Source organism: Burkholderia sp. 9777_1386, from assembly GCF_015712265.1.
Lineage (GTDB): Bacteria > Pseudomonadota > Gammaproteobacteria > Burkholderiales > Burkholderiaceae > Burkholderia > Burkholderia cenocepacia.
In genome coordinates this window covers 351411-367505 of sequence record NZ_JACCQB010000001.1, presented here as the reverse complement: position 1 = coordinate 367505, position 16095 = coordinate 351411, and the positions used below count along the sequence as shown (strand labels likewise).

10 protein-coding genes and 2 riboswitches are annotated in these 16095 nt (G+C 68.3%); of the genes, 2 read left to right on the top strand and 8 right to left on the bottom strand.

The window, feature by feature from the left end; translation table 11 throughout:
• Nucleotides 1-37: 37 nt before the first annotated feature.
• The 4 genes from atzF to H0X91_RS01560 form a co-directional block, all read right to left on the bottom strand.
• A complete protein-coding gene (atzF, locus tag H0X91_RS01575; RefSeq protein WP_196432747.1) occupies nt 38-1909 on the bottom strand; it encodes an allophanate hydrolase in 1872 nt (623 codons plus the stop codon).
• Complete coding sequence (uca, locus tag H0X91_RS01570) at nt 1906-5526, bottom strand: urea carboxylase (protein WP_196432746.1); 3621 nt, start codon at nt 5524-5526, stop codon at nt 1906-1908. Before uca ends, atzF begins: the two co-directional genes overlap by 4 nt.
• 88 nt (nt 5527-5614) lie before the next feature.
• Nucleotides 5615-6271 (bottom strand): urea amidolyase associated protein UAAP2, encoded by a 657-nt coding sequence (locus H0X91_RS01565; protein WP_058903883.1) that lies wholly within the window; start codon nt 6269-6271, stop codon nt 5615-5617.
• Between the two features lie 11 nt (nt 6272-6282).
• Entirely contained in the window at nt 6283-7038 is a 756-nt protein-coding gene (locus tag H0X91_RS01560) for an urea amidolyase associated protein UAAP1 (RefSeq protein WP_048985958.1), read from the bottom strand.
• A 56-nt stretch (nt 7039-7094) separates the two neighbouring features.
• Nucleotides 7095-7226, bottom strand: a riboswitch (guanidine-I (ykkC/yxkD leader).
• A gap of 431 nt (nt 7227-7657) precedes the next feature.
• Nucleotides 7658-7779, top strand: a riboswitch (guanidine-I (ykkC/yxkD leader).
• 140 nt (nt 7780-7919) lie between these two features.
• Between H0X91_RS01560 and H0X91_RS01555 the strand changes: the two genes are divergently transcribed.
• Entirely contained in the window at nt 7920-8942 is a 1023-nt protein-coding gene (locus H0X91_RS01555; protein WP_006485590.1) for an ABC transporter substrate-binding protein, read from the top strand.
• A 141-nt stretch (nt 8943-9083) separates the two neighbouring features.
• Here the strand turns inward: H0X91_RS01555 and H0X91_RS01550 are convergent, their stop codons facing one another.
• Nucleotides 9084-9884 (bottom strand): phosphodiesterase, encoded by an 801-nt coding sequence (locus H0X91_RS01550; RefSeq protein WP_034203989.1) that lies wholly within the window; start codon nt 9882-9884, stop codon nt 9084-9086.
• Nucleotides 9885-10146: 262 nt separating this feature from the next.
• Complete coding sequence (locus tag H0X91_RS01545; RefSeq protein ID WP_060214077.1) at nt 10147-11268, bottom strand: sensor histidine kinase; 1122 nt, start codon at nt 11266-11268, stop codon at nt 10147-10149.
• Between the two features lie 395 nt (nt 11269-11663).
• Between H0X91_RS01545 and H0X91_RS01540 the strand changes: the two genes are divergently transcribed.
• Complete coding sequence (locus tag H0X91_RS01540) at nt 11664-12779, top strand: extracellular catalytic domain type 1 short-chain-length polyhydroxyalkanoate depolymerase (RefSeq protein ID WP_062885975.1); 1116 nt, start codon at nt 11664-11666, stop codon at nt 12777-12779.
• Nucleotides 12780-12826: 47 nt separating this feature from the next.
• On the opposite strand, the gene H0X91_RS01535 is transcribed toward H0X91_RS01540, so the two are convergent.
• Together H0X91_RS01535 and H0X91_RS01530 are read right to left on the bottom strand one after the other, a co-directional pair.
• Nucleotides 12827-14596: a histidine kinase gene (locus H0X91_RS01535; RefSeq protein WP_196432745.1), complete on the bottom strand. Its 1770-nt coding sequence runs from the start codon at nt 14594-14596 to the stop codon at nt 12827-12829.
• Nucleotides 14597-14671: 75 nt separating this feature from the next.
• Complete coding sequence (locus tag H0X91_RS01530) at nt 14672-16084, bottom strand: HD domain-containing phosphohydrolase (protein WP_006498056.1); 1413 nt, start codon at nt 16082-16084, stop codon at nt 14672-14674.
• Between the last annotated feature and the right edge of the window lie 11 nt (nt 16085-16095).

The following is a 16095-nucleotide window of genomic DNA, read 5'->3' as shown; positions in this document are numbered from 1 at the left end:
GGTCGCGCGGATGCCGCGGCATCGCGCGACCGGGCGTTCATTGCAGCGCGCCGCTGGCGGCCTGCGCGCGGTAGGCCCGCCAGCCGCCGAAGCGTGTGATGTCCTGCGCATCGTCGAGCGCCACGCTTTCGCACAGGAAGCCCTGCACGCGCGTACCGTCGGCGAGCGTCAGCGTGCCGATGCCGAGCGGCGCCGCAATTCCGGCGACGAAGCTGCCGTAGGCGTCGACCGGCATCTCCCAGACCTCGACCGCGATCGGTGCGCCATCGTTCGGCACACGCACGAGGCCCGGTTTCGCGACACCGCCGCTTGCTTCCGCGGACAGCGCGTAGAGGCGATAGGCCGGCGCGGTGGTGGTCGCGGTGACGAAGCGCGCGCCGCGCTGCGTGAGCTGCCCGTTCAACGGTTCGCCGCGCAGATGCGCGCCGACGACGGCCACCCGCACGACACCCGGGGCTGCGGCACGCGCCGACACGGTGGCCGCAGGCGGCCGACCGTCATCGACAGCGGCAACGCCGTCGCCCCACGCGTGTGCGAGATCGAGCAGCCGCGCATCGTCGTGTGCACGCCCGACGAACGTGATGCCGAACGGCAAGCCCGCATGCGGCCCGGTCGAGCACGTGCCCGCCGGCACCGCGATCGCCGACAGGTCGAGCAGGTTCACGAAGTTCGTGTAGTAGCCGAAGCGCGAATTGATCGCGATCGGATCGGCTTCGAGCGCATCGACGGTCGCGGTCGTCGCCGAGGTCGGCATCACGATCGCGTCGAGGCCGTCCCACGCGCGGGCTGCGTCGACGCGCAGCGCCGCCAGCCGGTCGAATGCGGCGAACGCGTCGGCGGCGCTGAAGCGCGACGCCCCGCCGACGATTTCGCGGATCACCGGATGCAGCGCGTCGGGCTCGCGCGCGGCGAATGCGCCGATCGCGGCCAGCCGCTCGGCGACCCACGGGCCGACGTACAGCAGCCGCGCGGCGGCCAGGAACGGTGCGAAGTCGATCTCGACGACCCGCGCGCCGGTCGCGCGCAGCCGTTCGAGCGCCGCGCCCCACGCCGCGCGATACGATGCGTCGCCGAAGAATTCGAGCTGGTCCGCACGCGGCGTGCCGAACCGCACTTGCCCGAGCGGCCGTGCCGGCTGCGCGCGCAACCCGTCCGCACCCAGCAGCGGCTGCCATGCGCGCCCGTACGGATCGCCTTCCGTCACGCCGTGCGCAGCGGCGAACACGACGCGCGCGTCGTCCGCCGAACGCGCGAACACCGACACGCAATCGAGCGACCGGCAGGCCGGCACCACGCCGAGCGTGCTCAGCACGCCCCGTGTCGGCTTGAGCCCGACGAGCCCGTGGAAGGCGGCCGGCACGCGCCCGGAGCCGGCCGTGTCGGTGCCGAGCGAGAACGTCGCGACCCCGAGCGCGACGGCCACCGCCGACCCGGAACTCGAGCCGCCCGACGCGTAGCGCGGGTCGAGCGCATTGCGGCACGCGCCGTAAGGCGAGCGCTGCCCCGAGAGCCCGGTCGCGAACTGGTCGAGATTCGTCTTGCCGACCGGAATCGCACCGGCCGCGATCAGCCGCTCGACGACGGGCGCGCTGCGTGCCGGCGTGTACGCGTAGGCGGGGCAGCCGGCCGTCGTCGGGATGCCGGCGAGGTCGATGTTGTCCTTGATCGCGAACGGCACGCCGTACAGCGGCAACGACGCGATGTCGCGTCCGGCCAGCGCGTCGGCGTACGGCATCATCTCGTCGCGCGTGAGCGGCCGGATCCACGCATGGTGCGGGTCACCCGCATCGAAGTGCGCGGCGATCGCGTCGACGAGCGCAGGCGGCGTCAGGTCCCCCGCCGCGTAGCGGGCGCGCAGCGCGGCAATCGCATGCACTCCGCGCAGGATCGAGCGTTCCGTCGTGCTCATGCGACCTCCTCGGCGGCGCCCGCCTTCATCACCATCAGCCGCTGGCCGGCCACCACCGCCATGCCGGGCGCGCAATCGATCGTCTCGATCGCGCCGTCTTCCGTTGCCGTCACCGCCACCTCCATCTTCATCGATTCGACGATCGCGACGACCTGCCCCGCGCTCACGCGCTCGCCGGCTTCGACCAGCACTTTCCACACGCTGCCCGACACGTCCGCGGCGATCGCCCGCTGCGTGTCGTCGAGCGCGCCCGCTACCCGTTCCGCTTGCGCATCGCCCGGCTCCCCCTCGCCGACGTATTCCGCATGGCCGGCCACGCGCCACCGCTCGCGCTCCGCGTCGAACGCGGCCTGCTGCGTCGCCTTGAACGCGGCGATCGACTCCGCCTCGTCGTGGAGGAAGCGGTTGTAGGCGCGCAGGTCGAACACCGATTCCTCGATCTTCAGCGTCGCGCGGCCCGCGATGAAATCCTCACGCAGCGCACGCAGCTCGGCCTCGCTGACTTCGTAGAAGCGGATCTCGTCGAAGAAGCGCAGCAGCCACGGCTTGCCGGCCTCGAACTCGCGCGTGGTGCGGTGGCGATTCCACATCTGCACGGTGCGGCCGACGAACTGATAGCCGCCGGGCCCTTCCATCCCGTACACGCACAGATACGCGCCGCCGATGCCGACCGCGTTCTCCGGCGTCCAGGTGCGCGCGGGGTTGTACTTCGTCGTCACCAGCCGGTGCCGCGGATCGATCGGCGTCGCGACGGGCGCACCGAGGTAGACGTCGCCGAGCCCCATCACCAGATAGCGCGCATCGAACACGATGCGCTTCACGTCGTCGATGCTCGCCAGGCCGTTGATGCGCCGGATGAATTCGATATTGCTCGGGCACCACGGCGCATCGGGCCGCACCGACTGCATGTAGCGCTCGATCGCGACGCGCGTCGACGGGTCGTCCCACGACAGCGGCAGATGCACGATGCGGTTCGGCACGCGCATGTCGGCCACGTCGGCGAGTTCGCGTTCGGCGGTCTGCAGATGCGCGAGCAGCGCGGCAAGCGGTAGCGTCCGCGCGTCGAACTGCACCTGAAGCGACCGGATGCCCGGCGTCAGGTCGAGCATGCCGGGCAACCGGTGCGCGTCGAGCCAGCCCATCAGCGCGTGCACGCGAAAACGCAGGTTCAGGTCGAGCACGAGCGGCCCGTATTCGACCAGCACGTTGCGATCGCCCGAGCGCCGGTAGACGACGCCGATGCCGCCGCCAGCCGACGGATCGCGATGCAGCACGCAATCGTCGAACGAGCCGGATGCAGCCGCGGCAACGTCATGTGCCGCCTCCACGACCGCGGCAGCCGGTTCCCCCGACGATATTCCGGACGACATGCCCGCGCGCACGAACTGCACGGTATCGCCCGGCCGCAACTGCCCGAGCTTCCACAACTCGTCGCGCACGACCGTCACCGGACAGACGAAGCCGCCGAGGCTCGGCCCGTCGGGGCCAAGGATCACCGGCATGTCGCCGGTGAAATCGACGGCCCCGATCGCATACGCGTTGTCGTGGATGTTCGATGGATGCAGCCCCGCCTCGCCGCCGTCCGCACGCGCCCATCGAGGCTTCGGGCCGATCAGCCGCACGCCGGTGCGGCTGGAGTTGTAATGGACGATCCACTGCGTGCCGTACAGCATCGCGATGTCGTCCGGCGTGAAGAAATCCGGTGCGCCATGCGGACCGTCGAGCACGCCGAGCGTCCACGCATGCGTCAGCGCGGGAATGTCGGCCGCGGCCAGCGTCGCGCCGGCATCGCCACGCCCCGCTTGCGCGTGCAGATGCAGCACGTCGCCCTTGCGCAGCGCGCGGCCGGCATGGCCGCCGAACTGGCCGAGCGTGAAGGTCGCCTTGCTGCCGAGATAGTCGGGCACCTGCAGCCCGCCCTTGACGGCGAGACACGCGCGCACGCCCGCGCCCGTCACGCCGCCCAGCTTCAGGACCGCGCCCGCTCGTGCGCGCACGACCTGCCAGAACGGCGCCGCTTCGCCGTCGAGCGTGGCCGCGAGCGGCGCACCGCCGAGCACGAACAGCGTCGCGGTATTGAAGCGCAGCGTCGCGCCGACCATCGTGAATTCCAGCCCGGCCGCGTCACGCGGGTTGCCGAGCAGCGCGTTAGCAAGGTCGAATGCGCGGTCATCCATCGGCCCCGACGGCGGCACACCGACGCTCCAGTAGCCGACCCGCCCGGGGGCCTGCTGAACGGTGGTCTGCACGCCGCCGTCGAGCACGTCGATCGTATGCGGCGCGAACGCGAAGCGCGACAGGAAGGCGGTCGTCGGCGCGCCGCGCGCGAACGCGTCGGAGCCGACGACGGCACGCAGGTAGTCGAGATTGGTCTCGATCCCGTACAGCTCGGTCTGGTCGAGCGCGGCACGCAGCGCGGCCAGCGCGTCGCGCCGCGTGTCGCCGCGCACGATCAGCTTCGCGAGCAGCGGATCGTAATGCGCGCTGATCTCCGTGCCTGCCTCGATCCAGCCGTCGACCCGCACGTTGTCCGGAAACGCCACGTGCGTGAGCAGCCCGGCGCTCGGCTGGAACTGCTTGTGCGGATCCTCCGCATACAGCCGCACCTGGATGCTCGCGCCGCGTGGTGCGACGGCGAGCGTGTCGAGCGGCGGCAGGTCGCCCTCGGCCTGCAGGATCATCCATTCCACGAGATCGACGCCCGTCACGGCCTCGGTCACGCAATGCTCGACCTGCAGCCGCGTGTTCACTTCGAGGAAATAGAACTGCCGCGTGCTCGCGTCGAACACGAATTCGACCGTGCCGGCCGATGCGTAGCCCACCGCGCGGGCGAGCCGCACCGCGCTCGCGTGCAGCGCGTCGCGTTCGGCGTCGGTCAGGTCGGGCGCGGGGGTTTCCTCGATCACCTTCTGGTTGCGCCGCTGCACGGAGCAATCGCGTTCGCCGAGCGCGAGCGCCCCGCCGCGACCATCGCCGAAGATCTGCACTTCGATGTGTCGCGCATGTTCGACGAACTTCTCGAGATAGACGCCCGCATGCGCGAAGTTCGCGGCGCCGAGCCGCACGACGGATTCGAACGCCGCGCCGAGCTGCGCGGCATCGCGGCACAGCGACATGCCGATGCCGCCGCCGCCCGCGGTGCTTTTCAGCATCACCGGATAGCCGATCGCGTCGACTTCGGCAAGCGCCGTCGCGACGTCGTCGAGCAGTCCGGTGCCGGGCAGCAACGCGACGCCGTGCGCGGCCGCGAGTTCGCGGGCGGTGTGCTTGAGGCCGAACGCGCGCATGTGGTCACCGCGCGGCCCGATGAAGCGCAGGCCTGCCGCTTCGCATGCGTCGGCAAAGGCCGCATGCTCGGACAGGAAGCCGTAGCCGGGGTGCACGGCCTGCGCGCCGGTCTCGCGCGCGGCGGCGAGGATCGCCGCGACGTTCAGATAGCTGTCGGCCGCCGGCGCGGGCCCGACGCGTACGGCTTCGTCGGCGAGCGCCACGTGGCGCGCGTCGCGATCGGCATCCGAATAGATCGCGACCGATGCGATACCGAGGCGCTTCAGCGTGCGGATCACGCGGCAGGCAATTTCGCCGCGGTTCGCGACGAGGACTTTGGCGAATCTCATGTTGCCTCCCGCAGCGAACGTGTCGGCCCGGAGTAGCGCTTCAGCGCATACTCCGGCCCCATGCAAAGCAAGTGCGCGTGGGGGCCGTTCATTCCGCCTCCCATACCATCAGGCGCACGGGTGTCGGGTTGTAGCCGTTGCACGGATTGTTGAGTTGCGGGCAGTTCGAGATCAGCACCGTGACGTCCATCTCCGCACGCATCTCGACGTACTTGCCGGGTGCGGAGATGCCGTCCTCGAACGTGAGCCCGCCGAGCGGCGTGACGGGCACGTTCATGAAGAAGTTGACGTTGCCGACCAGGTCGCGCTTGGTGAGCCGCGCGCCGGCGCCGCACGTGCAGTGTGCGATCGCGTTGAGGAAGCTGTCGCGGCAGTTGTGCATGTAGCGCTTGTCGAGCGCATAGCGCACCGTGTTGCTCTCGGCCGCGCACGCGCCGCCGAGCGTATCGTGACGGCCGCACGTGTCGGCGACGATCGTCGCCATCGGGTTGCCGTGGTTCGACACGAGCACGCTGCCCGCGCTCAGGTACAGGTTGCGCTGCGCGCGGATCGTGTCCTGCGCGCTGTAGCGCTCTTCGGGAGCGTCGGTGCGGTAGAACAGCGTGTCGACGGCTTGGTTGCCTTCCAGGTCGAGAATGCGGAAAGTCTGCCCGCGCTTCAGGTCGTGCAGCCACGGGTCGCCCGCGTTCAGCGTGACGTCGTGGATCGCGTCGCGCGGATCGAGACGGCTTTCGGTGATCGGCATGGTCTCGCTCCTCATGCGAACAGACGGTCGGTGTTGGCGAAGCCGCGCGTGTTCTCCGCGCATGCGCGCCGGCACGGGTCGTCGTCGGGCGCGGCGCCGTCGGCCGGATACGCGCGGTACGCGATCAGCTTCACGGCTTTGGGCGCGTAGTCCGGACGCGGATCGAGCGGATGCGGCGCGGTCGAGAACGCCGCGAGCGTATTCATCTCGAAGCGCAGGTCGAACGCGCTGCCGGCCGGCGAATGTCCGGCAACGAAATCGAGCGCGCCGTCGTCGCGCGTGTCCAGCTTGCTGAAGAAGTTGACGTTCGCGGCGAGGTCGCGTGCCGACAGCCCGTATTTCGCGAGCTCGAGCACGAGGCTGTCGCGGCCGTTGCGGATCATCGCGTTGCGATCGGCCTGGTACGACGACGCGCCGTACTTGTGCGCGAACAACCGCGCATCGCCGACGCCGCCGAGCGGATCGTGCCAGCCGAGCGTGTCGGCCGTGATCGACGCGATCACGCGCCCCATGTCCGTATACAGCGCATGGCCGCGCGTGAGATGCGCGGTGTGCTGCGCCTTCAGCGTATCGGCCATGTTGTAGCGTTCGAGCAGGTCTTCCTGACGATGAAAGACGGCGGACAGGTTCGCGCCGCCGTCGACGTCGACGATGCGCAGCGCGAGGCCGCGGCGCAGGATGCCGGACCAGTGGGTTCCGGCGGGAATCAGCGTTTCCCACGCGACGTGCGGCGGCGGGGCAAGAATGGCTTGGGGGCTCGGCGACATGACGGCTCCGGGATCGGTTGATAAAAGGCGTGAGAGGGCGACCGAACGACATCGCGACCTCCCGGGCTTTTATCCCTCCGTGGAGCCTCGCCGTTTCCTCTCATCGAGGCGAAGGCAAGACCGGATTGCTCTCGGACCAGACATCGCGCGGCACATGCCGCACGACCGGAACCCTAGCGATCCTGAAGATGATGCAAATTGCTTCGCACCTCTCGAGCGTCGAATAAGCGAGTTGCGTGCCAGGCGCTGCCAATGACCACACGACGCGGCTCGGCGGCGCGATGATGCATGGCATCCGAATGGCGGACGCATTTTCTTGCCCTCGCGGCGGGCGTGCGGCGCACCATGCGCACGCAACCGCGCACCGGCGCAGTGCGCGTCGCGTGCTCGCACATTGCGCGCTCCGCGATGGCATGGCTATTGCTGAATCCGTGCACCGTCATCTCACGCACGATCCTTCATGAACAAGCTCGACCTGCTCCGACGCGTACTGCACGCGCTGTTCGCCGCCCGTTTCATCGAACTTCAGCGCCCCTTGCGCCGACGTTGAATCGGATGGCCGCGTGCCATTGGCACGCTTCTCGCTCGGCATGACGCCGAGAGGTGCGGCGGCGTCGCATCTTAGGGGTGCTAGGGTTCCGGTTCATCGAGCGTCTGGTCCGAGAGCAGCCCGGCGTGGGTTCATCCGTTCGCGAGACCGGATGCGCACGCGCTACACGGCGGGACAAAAGCCCGGGAGATTGGCGATGGCAACAGCCGTCGCGCCTCTCCGTGGCCGCCTCGTTCGTTCCGCATCCGCAGGAACCGGCCATGCAGTCGGAACGTGTGCTCACGCACGATCCGTATCGACGATCCCGATCCCGGTCTCCTGGAGAACAACGATGACCCGTCCCGCCCCGGCGTTCCGCCGCCTGCCGTCCTTCCGTTTCATCCGTCATGCATTGGGCGCCGCCGTTGCGGCCGCCACGCTATGGGCGGCGCCTGCCGCGCAGGCTGCCGCACCGCTGAAGATCGGCTACAGCGACTGGCCCGGCTGGGTCGCCTTCCAGGTCGCGCTCGACAAGGGCTGGTTCAAGGAGGCCGGCGTCGACGTCGATTTCGAGTGGTTCGATTATTCGGCGTCGCTCGACGCGTTTTCCGCAGGCAAGCTCGATGCGGTCGCGGCGACCAACGGCGATGCGCTGGTAACAGGCGCGTCCGGCGCGAAGAACGTGATGATCCTGCTGACCGACTACTCGGCCGGCAACGACATGATCGTCGCGAAGCCGCCCTTGCGCACCGTCGAGGCGCTGAAGGGCAAGAAGGTCGGCGTCGAGCTCGGCCTGGTCGATCACCTGCTGCTCGAAACCGCGCTGCAGAAGCACGGGCTCAAGGACGGCGACGTCACGCTCGTGAATGCGAAAACCAACGAGCTGCCGCAGGTGCTCGGTTCGTCGGCCGACATCGCGGCGGTGGCCGCGTGGCAACCGAATGCGGGCGAGGCGTTGAAACGCGCGCCGGGCGCACGCGCGATCTTCACGTCGGCGGATGCGCCGGGGCTGATCTACGATGCGATCACCGTCGCGCCGGCGAGCCTCGCCGCGCGCCGGGCCGACTGGGCGAAGGTGGTCAAGGTCTGGTATCGCTGCGTCGCCTACATCAACGATCCGAAGACGCAGGCCGATGCGGTCAAGATCATGTCGGCACGCGTCGGGCTCGCGCCGGCGCAATACCTTCCGCTGCTGAAGGGCACGCATCTGCTCGACGAAGCGGCCGCGAAGCGCGCGTTCCGCAAGGGCGACGGGCTCGATTCGATCTACGGCTCGACGCGCAACGCGAATGCGTTCAACGTGCGTAACGCCGTGTACAAGCAGTCGCAGGACGTCGACGCGTATATCGATCCGCGGCTCGTCGACGCGCATTGACGGCGGCGCGCCTGCCGGCGCGGCGACGCGCCGGTGGTAACGCCGGTCGATCGCCTGCTCCGGGGTAACAAGCGGCATGGCCTGTCCATGTCGTGCCAATGCCTCGTACGTCATCGACCGCCGTGTCCTCGACGGGGACGCTTACGCGAAGGGGAACGGGCCCTCGAAGTGCCCCACGTAACACAAGTGGGAGACCGCTGGCTGACCTCGACCTGCCCAGCGATGCAGCATGTATGCAGGGGGTTCGAGAAAAGAAGCGGGCTGCGCGTCCGCTTCAACGCGCAGCGCAATCTGAGTGGTCGTGCTCGGGCAGGTGAGTACCGGAACGCGCCCAAGACGCGTCTGCATCGACCGGTGGACGTGCCCGGCAAGAATGCGATCTACGTTGCTATGCCGCGCAAGAACCGCGGCAAATGCCTCCGCATTTCGCAACCCGTAGATGTCGAGATAAGGAATGCCGGTCATGAACGGTGGATGGTGCATGACGATAACCACCGTCCGATTGCGATGCTCGGCAAGTTCAGTGTCGAGCCACGCCAGGGTTTCGGCGTCCAGTTCACCGTGATGTAGCCCTGGAACGGAGGTGTCCAACGCCACGACGCGTAGTTCGCCCACGTCCAGCGCGAACGAGAGTGCGCCCTCGTCCGGAAGCCACGCGTGATCCGGGAACGCGGCTCGCAGATTGCCACGGTCGTCGTGATTACCCGGCAGAACCACGAACGGTCGCCTCAACTCGACGAGCAGTTCGCGAAGTTTTCGATACTCGTGTTCGGTGCCCTCGTCCGTCAGGTCGCCGGAGATGACGACCAGATCTGGCTCAGGTCGAATGCGGTTCAGCGAATCGACGGCTGCCGAAAACATGACATTGGAATCCACGGCGTCTTGATACAGGACGCCGTGAGGCCGGACATGAATATCGGAAAGTTGTGCGATGACCGTCACTCAGCGCTCCGTTGGCTTTGACCTGCCCGTACATCGATCGAGGAGATTTTAGGCCGGACAAAATTCGCCCATCGACAGAGGCGTTCGGTGACAACGGTCGTGCGCCACGCGCGCTCAATTGTGCGTCAGTGTGGCTGATGCGGGATGACAAGCAGACGCCGGGTGGCGAAGCACGAAAGGCGGCTTCTAGCCGGTAGCGGCCTCTCGCCACCGCCGACCGCAAGCCCGACGGGGAATCATCCCCCGACCCGCGCTTCCCGCTTCATACACGTCTCGGCAGCCGCACCGCAAACACGGTTTCCGTCTGATCGGACCGCGCGTCGATCCGGCCGCGATGCGCCTTGGCGATTTCCCTCGCGATGAACAAGCCGAGCCCCAGGCCGGCATCGTCACCCGTCCGTCCCTGACGCTCTTCCCCACGCTCGAGCGGATCGAAAATGCGGTCGAGCATGCGCGGATCGATCGCCGGCCCGCTGTTGCCGACCTCGACGAACACTTCATCGCCGGTCGTCGTGGCCACCACCCGCACCGGGGTATCGCGCGCGCCGTACTTGATGGCATTGCCCACCAGGTTGCTCAGCAACTGCTGCATTCTCTGCTCGTCCCACTCACCCCGGAGATCACCGCGCATATCGACGGTAATTTCGCGATCCGGATGACCCGCCCGCAACTCGTCCACCACATTGACGAGCACGTGTGCGAGATCGATATTGCGGGGAACGACGTTGATGCCCAGCCCGAGCTGGGTTCGATTGAAATCGCAGAGATCGTCGAGAAGGCCCTGCATGCGGCCGCCGCTTCGGATCAGCCGAGCGGCGGCCTCCGATACGGCCTCGCCCGCATTGAGGGCGGCAAGATACGACGCCGTGAGCTGGATGGTCTGCAGCGGCGTGCGCATGTCGTGGCTCAGCATGCCAAGCAGCAAGTTGCGCGCCTGCTCGACCTGGTCGGTAAAGAAAGCCACGGATTCCGCCAGCGCTTGGTCGATCGCTTCGTTGAAGCGAATCATGTCGCCCATATCAGGCGGCGCCGGGTGACACGCATCGATCCACAGCCGCAGCACACTGGCACGCAGCGCCCGATACTCGGCTGCCAGCTGGTTGATGTTGAAACCCCGCCGGGCGCGCAGAACGGCATGCGTCTGGGCGGCCGTCTCGCTGGCGTTCGCCGGCTCGGGCGCGCGCCCCAGGGATTTCTCGTGCTGCTCCTCCCTCGTTTGCGGCGTCGCGATGTCCTTGGCGACGGCGGTCAGGATCTCGCGCGCGTGGTCGCGTAGCCCCTGCGAGTTCATGTGCCTCGCAGCCGGTAACAACGTGGCGGCAAACGCCTCCCACTGCACCAGGATCGGTTCCATGTTCCGTACGATGAAATCAGCAAGACGCATGTCGCCCCTCACAACGGAATGAACGGTGAACGCTTCTGTCGAACCGCACGATATCACTGAACAACGGCGTTATCCGACGATTCGATCACCGCCGTCGTCATTTCCGGCCGCGTGGGCGGTGAATGCCCGGCGGCCAGGGCCCGGCGAACCGAACGATTCCCGATGCGCGATGGTCCTTTTCAGGGCCGAAGGAGGCTTCGATTCGCACGCTCGTCACGTCGGGCGGCTAGCATCGCCGATAATCGATGCGCGTCACCCCCGTTCAGCCGGACGCCGCCTTTCGGTTGCCGCGGCATCGGCAGCACGAACCTTGCTCCGCGCCCATTCGACTTCCATCTGACGGTGGAGTCGGCCGCCTCTTCCCGCCACGGCCGGCCGCCGGCACGAAACCGCACATGCCCAGGAAAAAATCCAGCCTCTGGTTACGGCATCTCGAACTGTTTTCCATCGCGACCGGTGCGCGGCCGAAGAAGCGGGCCGGCAAGCCGCGACCAGCCCCCCAAAAAGCCGCCAAAAAGGTCGTTCAACGCACCATCAAGCCGGCCGTCGCCGCCCCTGCCGCCAAACGGACGGGCACCGCGCCCGCCGCACGCGCGCCGTCGGTCGAGCTGCCCGGCACCTGGCTGCGCTCGTTTCATTCCGCCGGCCCGAGCGCCGGCCGGCTCGTGAACCATCTTGCGTATGCGCTGTATCTTCCCGCCGCACCCGCCAAGACAGCAGGCATGCCAGCCATCGTCATGCTGCACGGCTGCAAGCAGACCGCCGAATCGTTCGCCGCGGGCACGCGCATCTGCCGTCTGGCCGAGCGAGCGGGGTTCGCCGTGCTGTTTCCCGAACAGGCCAAGACGACCCATGCGCACCGCTGCTGGCACTGGCATGGCGATGCGACCGAGTCCGAAGCCGCGGCCGTCGCGTCGCTGGTCGACGCCATCGTGCGGCGCCACGGCTTCGATCGCGACCGGATCTACGTGGCCGGCCTGTCCGCCGGCGCCGGGCTCGCCGCGGTGCTGGCGCTCCGGTATCCCGACCGTTTCGCGGCCGTCGGCCTGCACTCCGGCCCGGCCATCGCGCCGCCGTCGTCGACGATGGCCGCGATGAGCCTGATGCGTCGCGGGCTCCGCGACGATCCGATCGCCGCGCTCGACGCGTGCGCCGACGTCGCGTCCTATCCCGGCATGCCGGCCCTCGTCATCCACGGCGCGCTCGATACGGTCGTGACCGACCGGAACGCGACGCAGCTCGGCATCGCGTTCGCGCGGCTCAACCGGCTCGTCGACGAACACGGTGCGATCCGCGTCGGCGAGCAACGCAGCTACGCGCAGGACGATGCGGACTACGTCGATTATCTGAAGGGGGGGCGGCTGGTCGTCAGGGTGTGCATCGTCCGCCGGCTGCCGCATGCGTGGAGCGGCGGGGACCCGAGCGAGCCGTTCCATTCCGCCAAGGGGCCGGACGCGACCGCGATGTTCTGGCATTTCTTTCGTCGTCAGCGCCGCAAGCGATCGGCGTGACGCACGACGCTCGCAGCGGCCGCTCGCGAACGGCCGCCGTCATGACGTCAAACCCGCTGCTCCAGCGCTGCGGCGTCCGCGCGGTCGCCGGCACGCCGAACCGGCAACCGTATCCGGAAGGTCGTGCCGCGCCCCGGCTCGCTGGTCACGTCGATCGCGCCGCGATGACGCTCGACGATGCCGTGCGAGACCGACAGCCCGAGCCCCGTGCCCTGCCCGACCGGCTTCGTGGTGAAGAAGGGATCGAAGATCCGCCGCACGACGTCGGGTGTCATGCCGGCGCCGGTATCGCTGATCGCGATCGACACCTGTTCGCCGTCGCTCGACGTGCGGATCGTGATCACGCCGCGCTCGGGAATCGCCTGCGCGGCGTTGACCAGCAGGTTCATGAACACCTGGTTCAACTGCGACGGCAGGCATTCGACGTGCGGGACGTCGCCGTAATCGCGCACGATGTCGGCCTTGTACTTGAGCTCGTTGTGAACGACGTTGAGCGTGCTCTCGAGGCCCGTATGGAGATCGACCACGCTCCATTCGTCGCTGGCCGGGCGCGAGAAATCGCGCAGGTCCTGCACGATGCGCCGCACGCGCAGCGCGCCGTCGATCGATTCGTCGATCAGCGTCGCGATCTCGTCGCGGACGTAGTCGAGATCCGCCGCGCGGTGCGCGGCCGTCAGCGCGTCGCGGGTGGCCGGATCGAGCTGCGGCAGCGCGGCTTCATGCGCCGCGACCACGTCGAGCAGGCTGCGCACCCACGTCTTCAACGTGTTGAGGTTCGCGCTGACGAAGCCGATCGGATTGTTGATCTCGTGCGCGACGCCGGCCGCGAGCTGGCCGATCGACGCGAGTTTTTCCGACTGCAGCAACTGCTCGTGCGTTTCCTCTAGCGCATGCAGCAGGCGTCGCTGCTCGTCCTTCTCCTGTTCGAGCAGCGCGTGCGCGGCCTTGCGCTCGTCGATCTCGGTCGCCATGTTCTCACGCGTGCGTTGCAGCATCTGCGTCGTCTGCTCGTAGCTGTGCAGCGCGCGTTCGAGTTCGCTGGTTCGCACCCGCACGAGCCGTTCGAGCGTATCGGTCATGCCGCGCAGGAAAGTGGTGCGCGCATCGAAACGGCACACGAGCAGCGTGACGACCAGCGTCGCCATCGTAAACAGCGCGACGGTCGTCGCGAGCCACGGCGCGTCGACGCCGTTCGCGGCGCCGCACCGCGCGTCCGGTGCGAAATGCGCGGCCGCCATCGCCGTGTAGTGCATGCCGGTAATCGCGATGCCCATGATGACGGCCGCGCCGATGCGCTGCGCGGTCGCGTGGCGCGCCTGCTGCATGCGCAACGCCTGCGCGATCCACAGCGCGGCCGTCGACGCGACCACCGCGATGCCGATCGACGCGGCGAACAGCGCGGCGTCGTAGCGAATGCCGGGCTGCATGTGCAGCGCGGCCATCCCCGTGTAGTGCATGCCGGCGATCCCGCCGCCCATCAGCACGCCGCCCGCGCACAGCCGCCGCCAGCCCAGCCGGGCGCGCGTGACGACGTTCAGCGCGAAATACGACACGAGCACCGCGATCGCGAGCGAGGCGCCCGTTTCCTGCCACGCATAGCCGAGCGGCACCGGCAACGAAAACGCGAGCATGCCGACGAAATGCATCGACCAGATTCCGGTGCCCATCGCCGCCGCGCCGCCGCCGAGCCACGCGCGCTTGAGCTTCGGATTGTCGAGCAGCGAAATGAACGCGGCGAGATCGAGCGTCGTATAGGAAGCCAGCGTCGCGATCGCGAGCGACAGCAGGACGAGCGGAAGGTTGTAGATGCCATGCATGATCGGGGCGCCCGCAACGAGTTGAATGCAGCGTCGCGGTGCGGGCGGTCGCACGCCCCGCGGTCGTCTTCGATATCAGGCCGGCGGCGCCCCTCCATTGGGTGCGTGCGCCTGCCCGGCCGGACGGGCCAGCACGAGAATGTCGAACGGCGTGCCCTCGCGCGTCTCGAAGCGGCGCACGAGCTCGATCTGATGCGCGGACATCACGCTGCCCTTCGTCATCAACAGCACGCCGCGATGCGTGCGCAGATCGTCGGCGAGCTCCATCCCTTCGCGCAGTTGCGCCGACCGGATCTCCGCGACGGACGCCGCGATGCCGAGGCTCGCCGGATCCCGCATCAACTCGATGAAGCGCGCGACCAGTTGCGGGTCGTAACGCACGTTCGCCTGCGAACGCAACACGTCGATCGCCTGCTCGATCGAATGCGGCGCACCGATTTCGCCATGGCGCAGCCCTTCGAAATCGCGCGCGATCGCGACGATCCGCGACCCGACCGGGATCGCGTCGCCGACCAGCCCGTCCGGCGTGCCGCGGCCGTTGAAGCGCTCGTACTGGTGCAGCACGATCGACGCGACCTTGTGCAACTGGGCGACCGGCGTCAGCACCATCTGCGCACGCAGCGGATGCTCCTGGAACACGCGGTGCTCGTCGGTCGTCATCCGCGCGAGCGGCTTGTGCAGCAATTCGTCCGGCAGCGACAGCTTGCCGATGCCGTGCAACAGCCCCGCGAAATAGACGTCCTGCGCGTGCAGTTCGCTCATCCCGGACGCCAGCGCGAGCCGCCGCGCGATCTCGCCGACCCGCATCGCATGCCCGCTCGCGGCCCCGCAGCGCAGCTCGATCATGCTCGCGCACACCTGGACCATCGCGGTGAAACTGCTTTTCAGGTCGCTCTGCGCCGCTTCGAGAAACATCACGGTCTGGCCGAGCTCCTCGGTGCGCGCGCGAACCTGCGTTTCGAGGTCGGTATTGAACCGGCGCAGCGCGTCGTTCTGCGCTTCGGTGAGGGCCGCCAGCCGCGCCGCTTCGCGACGCAGACGGCGCTGCTCCAGCGCCTGCTCGATGGTCAGCAGCAGGTCGTGATCGTCCCACGGCTTGTTCAGGTAGCGATACACGCCGCCTTCGTTGACGGCCTGCACGACCGACGCGATCTCCGCATAGCCGGTCAGCAGGATGCGCATCGTGTCAGGGTACAGCGCCCGCGCGCGCGCCAGGAATTCCGCGCCGCTCATGTGCGGCATCCGCATGTCGGACACGATCAGGTCGATGTCGGTCGACGCCAGGATCTCGAGCGCGGCCTCGCCGCTGTCGGCCGTCGCGATGTCGTAGCCGGTGGGCCGGAATACGCGCCTGAGCGCCGACAGCACGTTCGGTTCGTCGTCGACGAGCAGGATCGACGGTACGCGGGCCGCTTCACCGGATGCCACCGCGGTGTCGGACGTTTCGGGCGACACGGCATTCAGGTCGTTTGTTGCAGATGTCGTCATAATCGGCCTCG

Bases quoted from the DNA above. Each gene is read 5' to 3' on its own strand.
- uca (WP_196432746.1), bottom strand. From the start codon at position 5,526: ATGAGATTCGCCAAAGTCCTCGTCGCGAACCGCGGCGAAATTGCCTGC.
- H0X91_RS01560 (WP_048985958.1), bottom strand. From the start codon at position 7,038: ATGTCGCCGAGCCCCCAAGCCATTCTTGCCCCGCCGCCGCACGTCGCG.
- H0X91_RS01565 (WP_058903883.1), bottom strand. From the start codon at position 6,271: ATGCCGATCACCGAAAGCCGTCTCGATCCGCGCGACGCGATCCACGAC.
- H0X91_RS01540 (WP_062885975.1), top strand. From the start codon at position 11,664: ATGCCCAGGAAAAAATCCAGCCTCTGGTTACGGCATCTCGAACTGTTT.
- H0X91_RS01535 (WP_196432745.1), bottom strand. From the start codon at position 14,596: ATGCATGGCATCTACAACCTTCCGCTCGTCCTGCTGTCGCTCGCGATC.
- H0X91_RS01530 (WP_006498056.1), bottom strand. From the start codon at position 16,084: ATGACGACATCTGCAACAAACGACCTGAATGCCGTGTCGCCCGAAACG.
- H0X91_RS01545 (WP_060214077.1), bottom strand. From the start codon at position 11,268: ATGCGTCTTGCTGATTTCATCGTACGGAACATGGAACCGATCCTGGTG.
- atzF (WP_196432747.1), bottom strand. From the start codon at position 1,909: ATGAGCACGACGGAACGCTCGATCCTGCGCGGAGTGCATGCGATTGCC.
- H0X91_RS01555 (WP_006485590.1), top strand. From the start codon at position 7,920: ATGACCCGTCCCGCCCCGGCGTTCCGCCGCCTGCCGTCCTTCCGTTTC.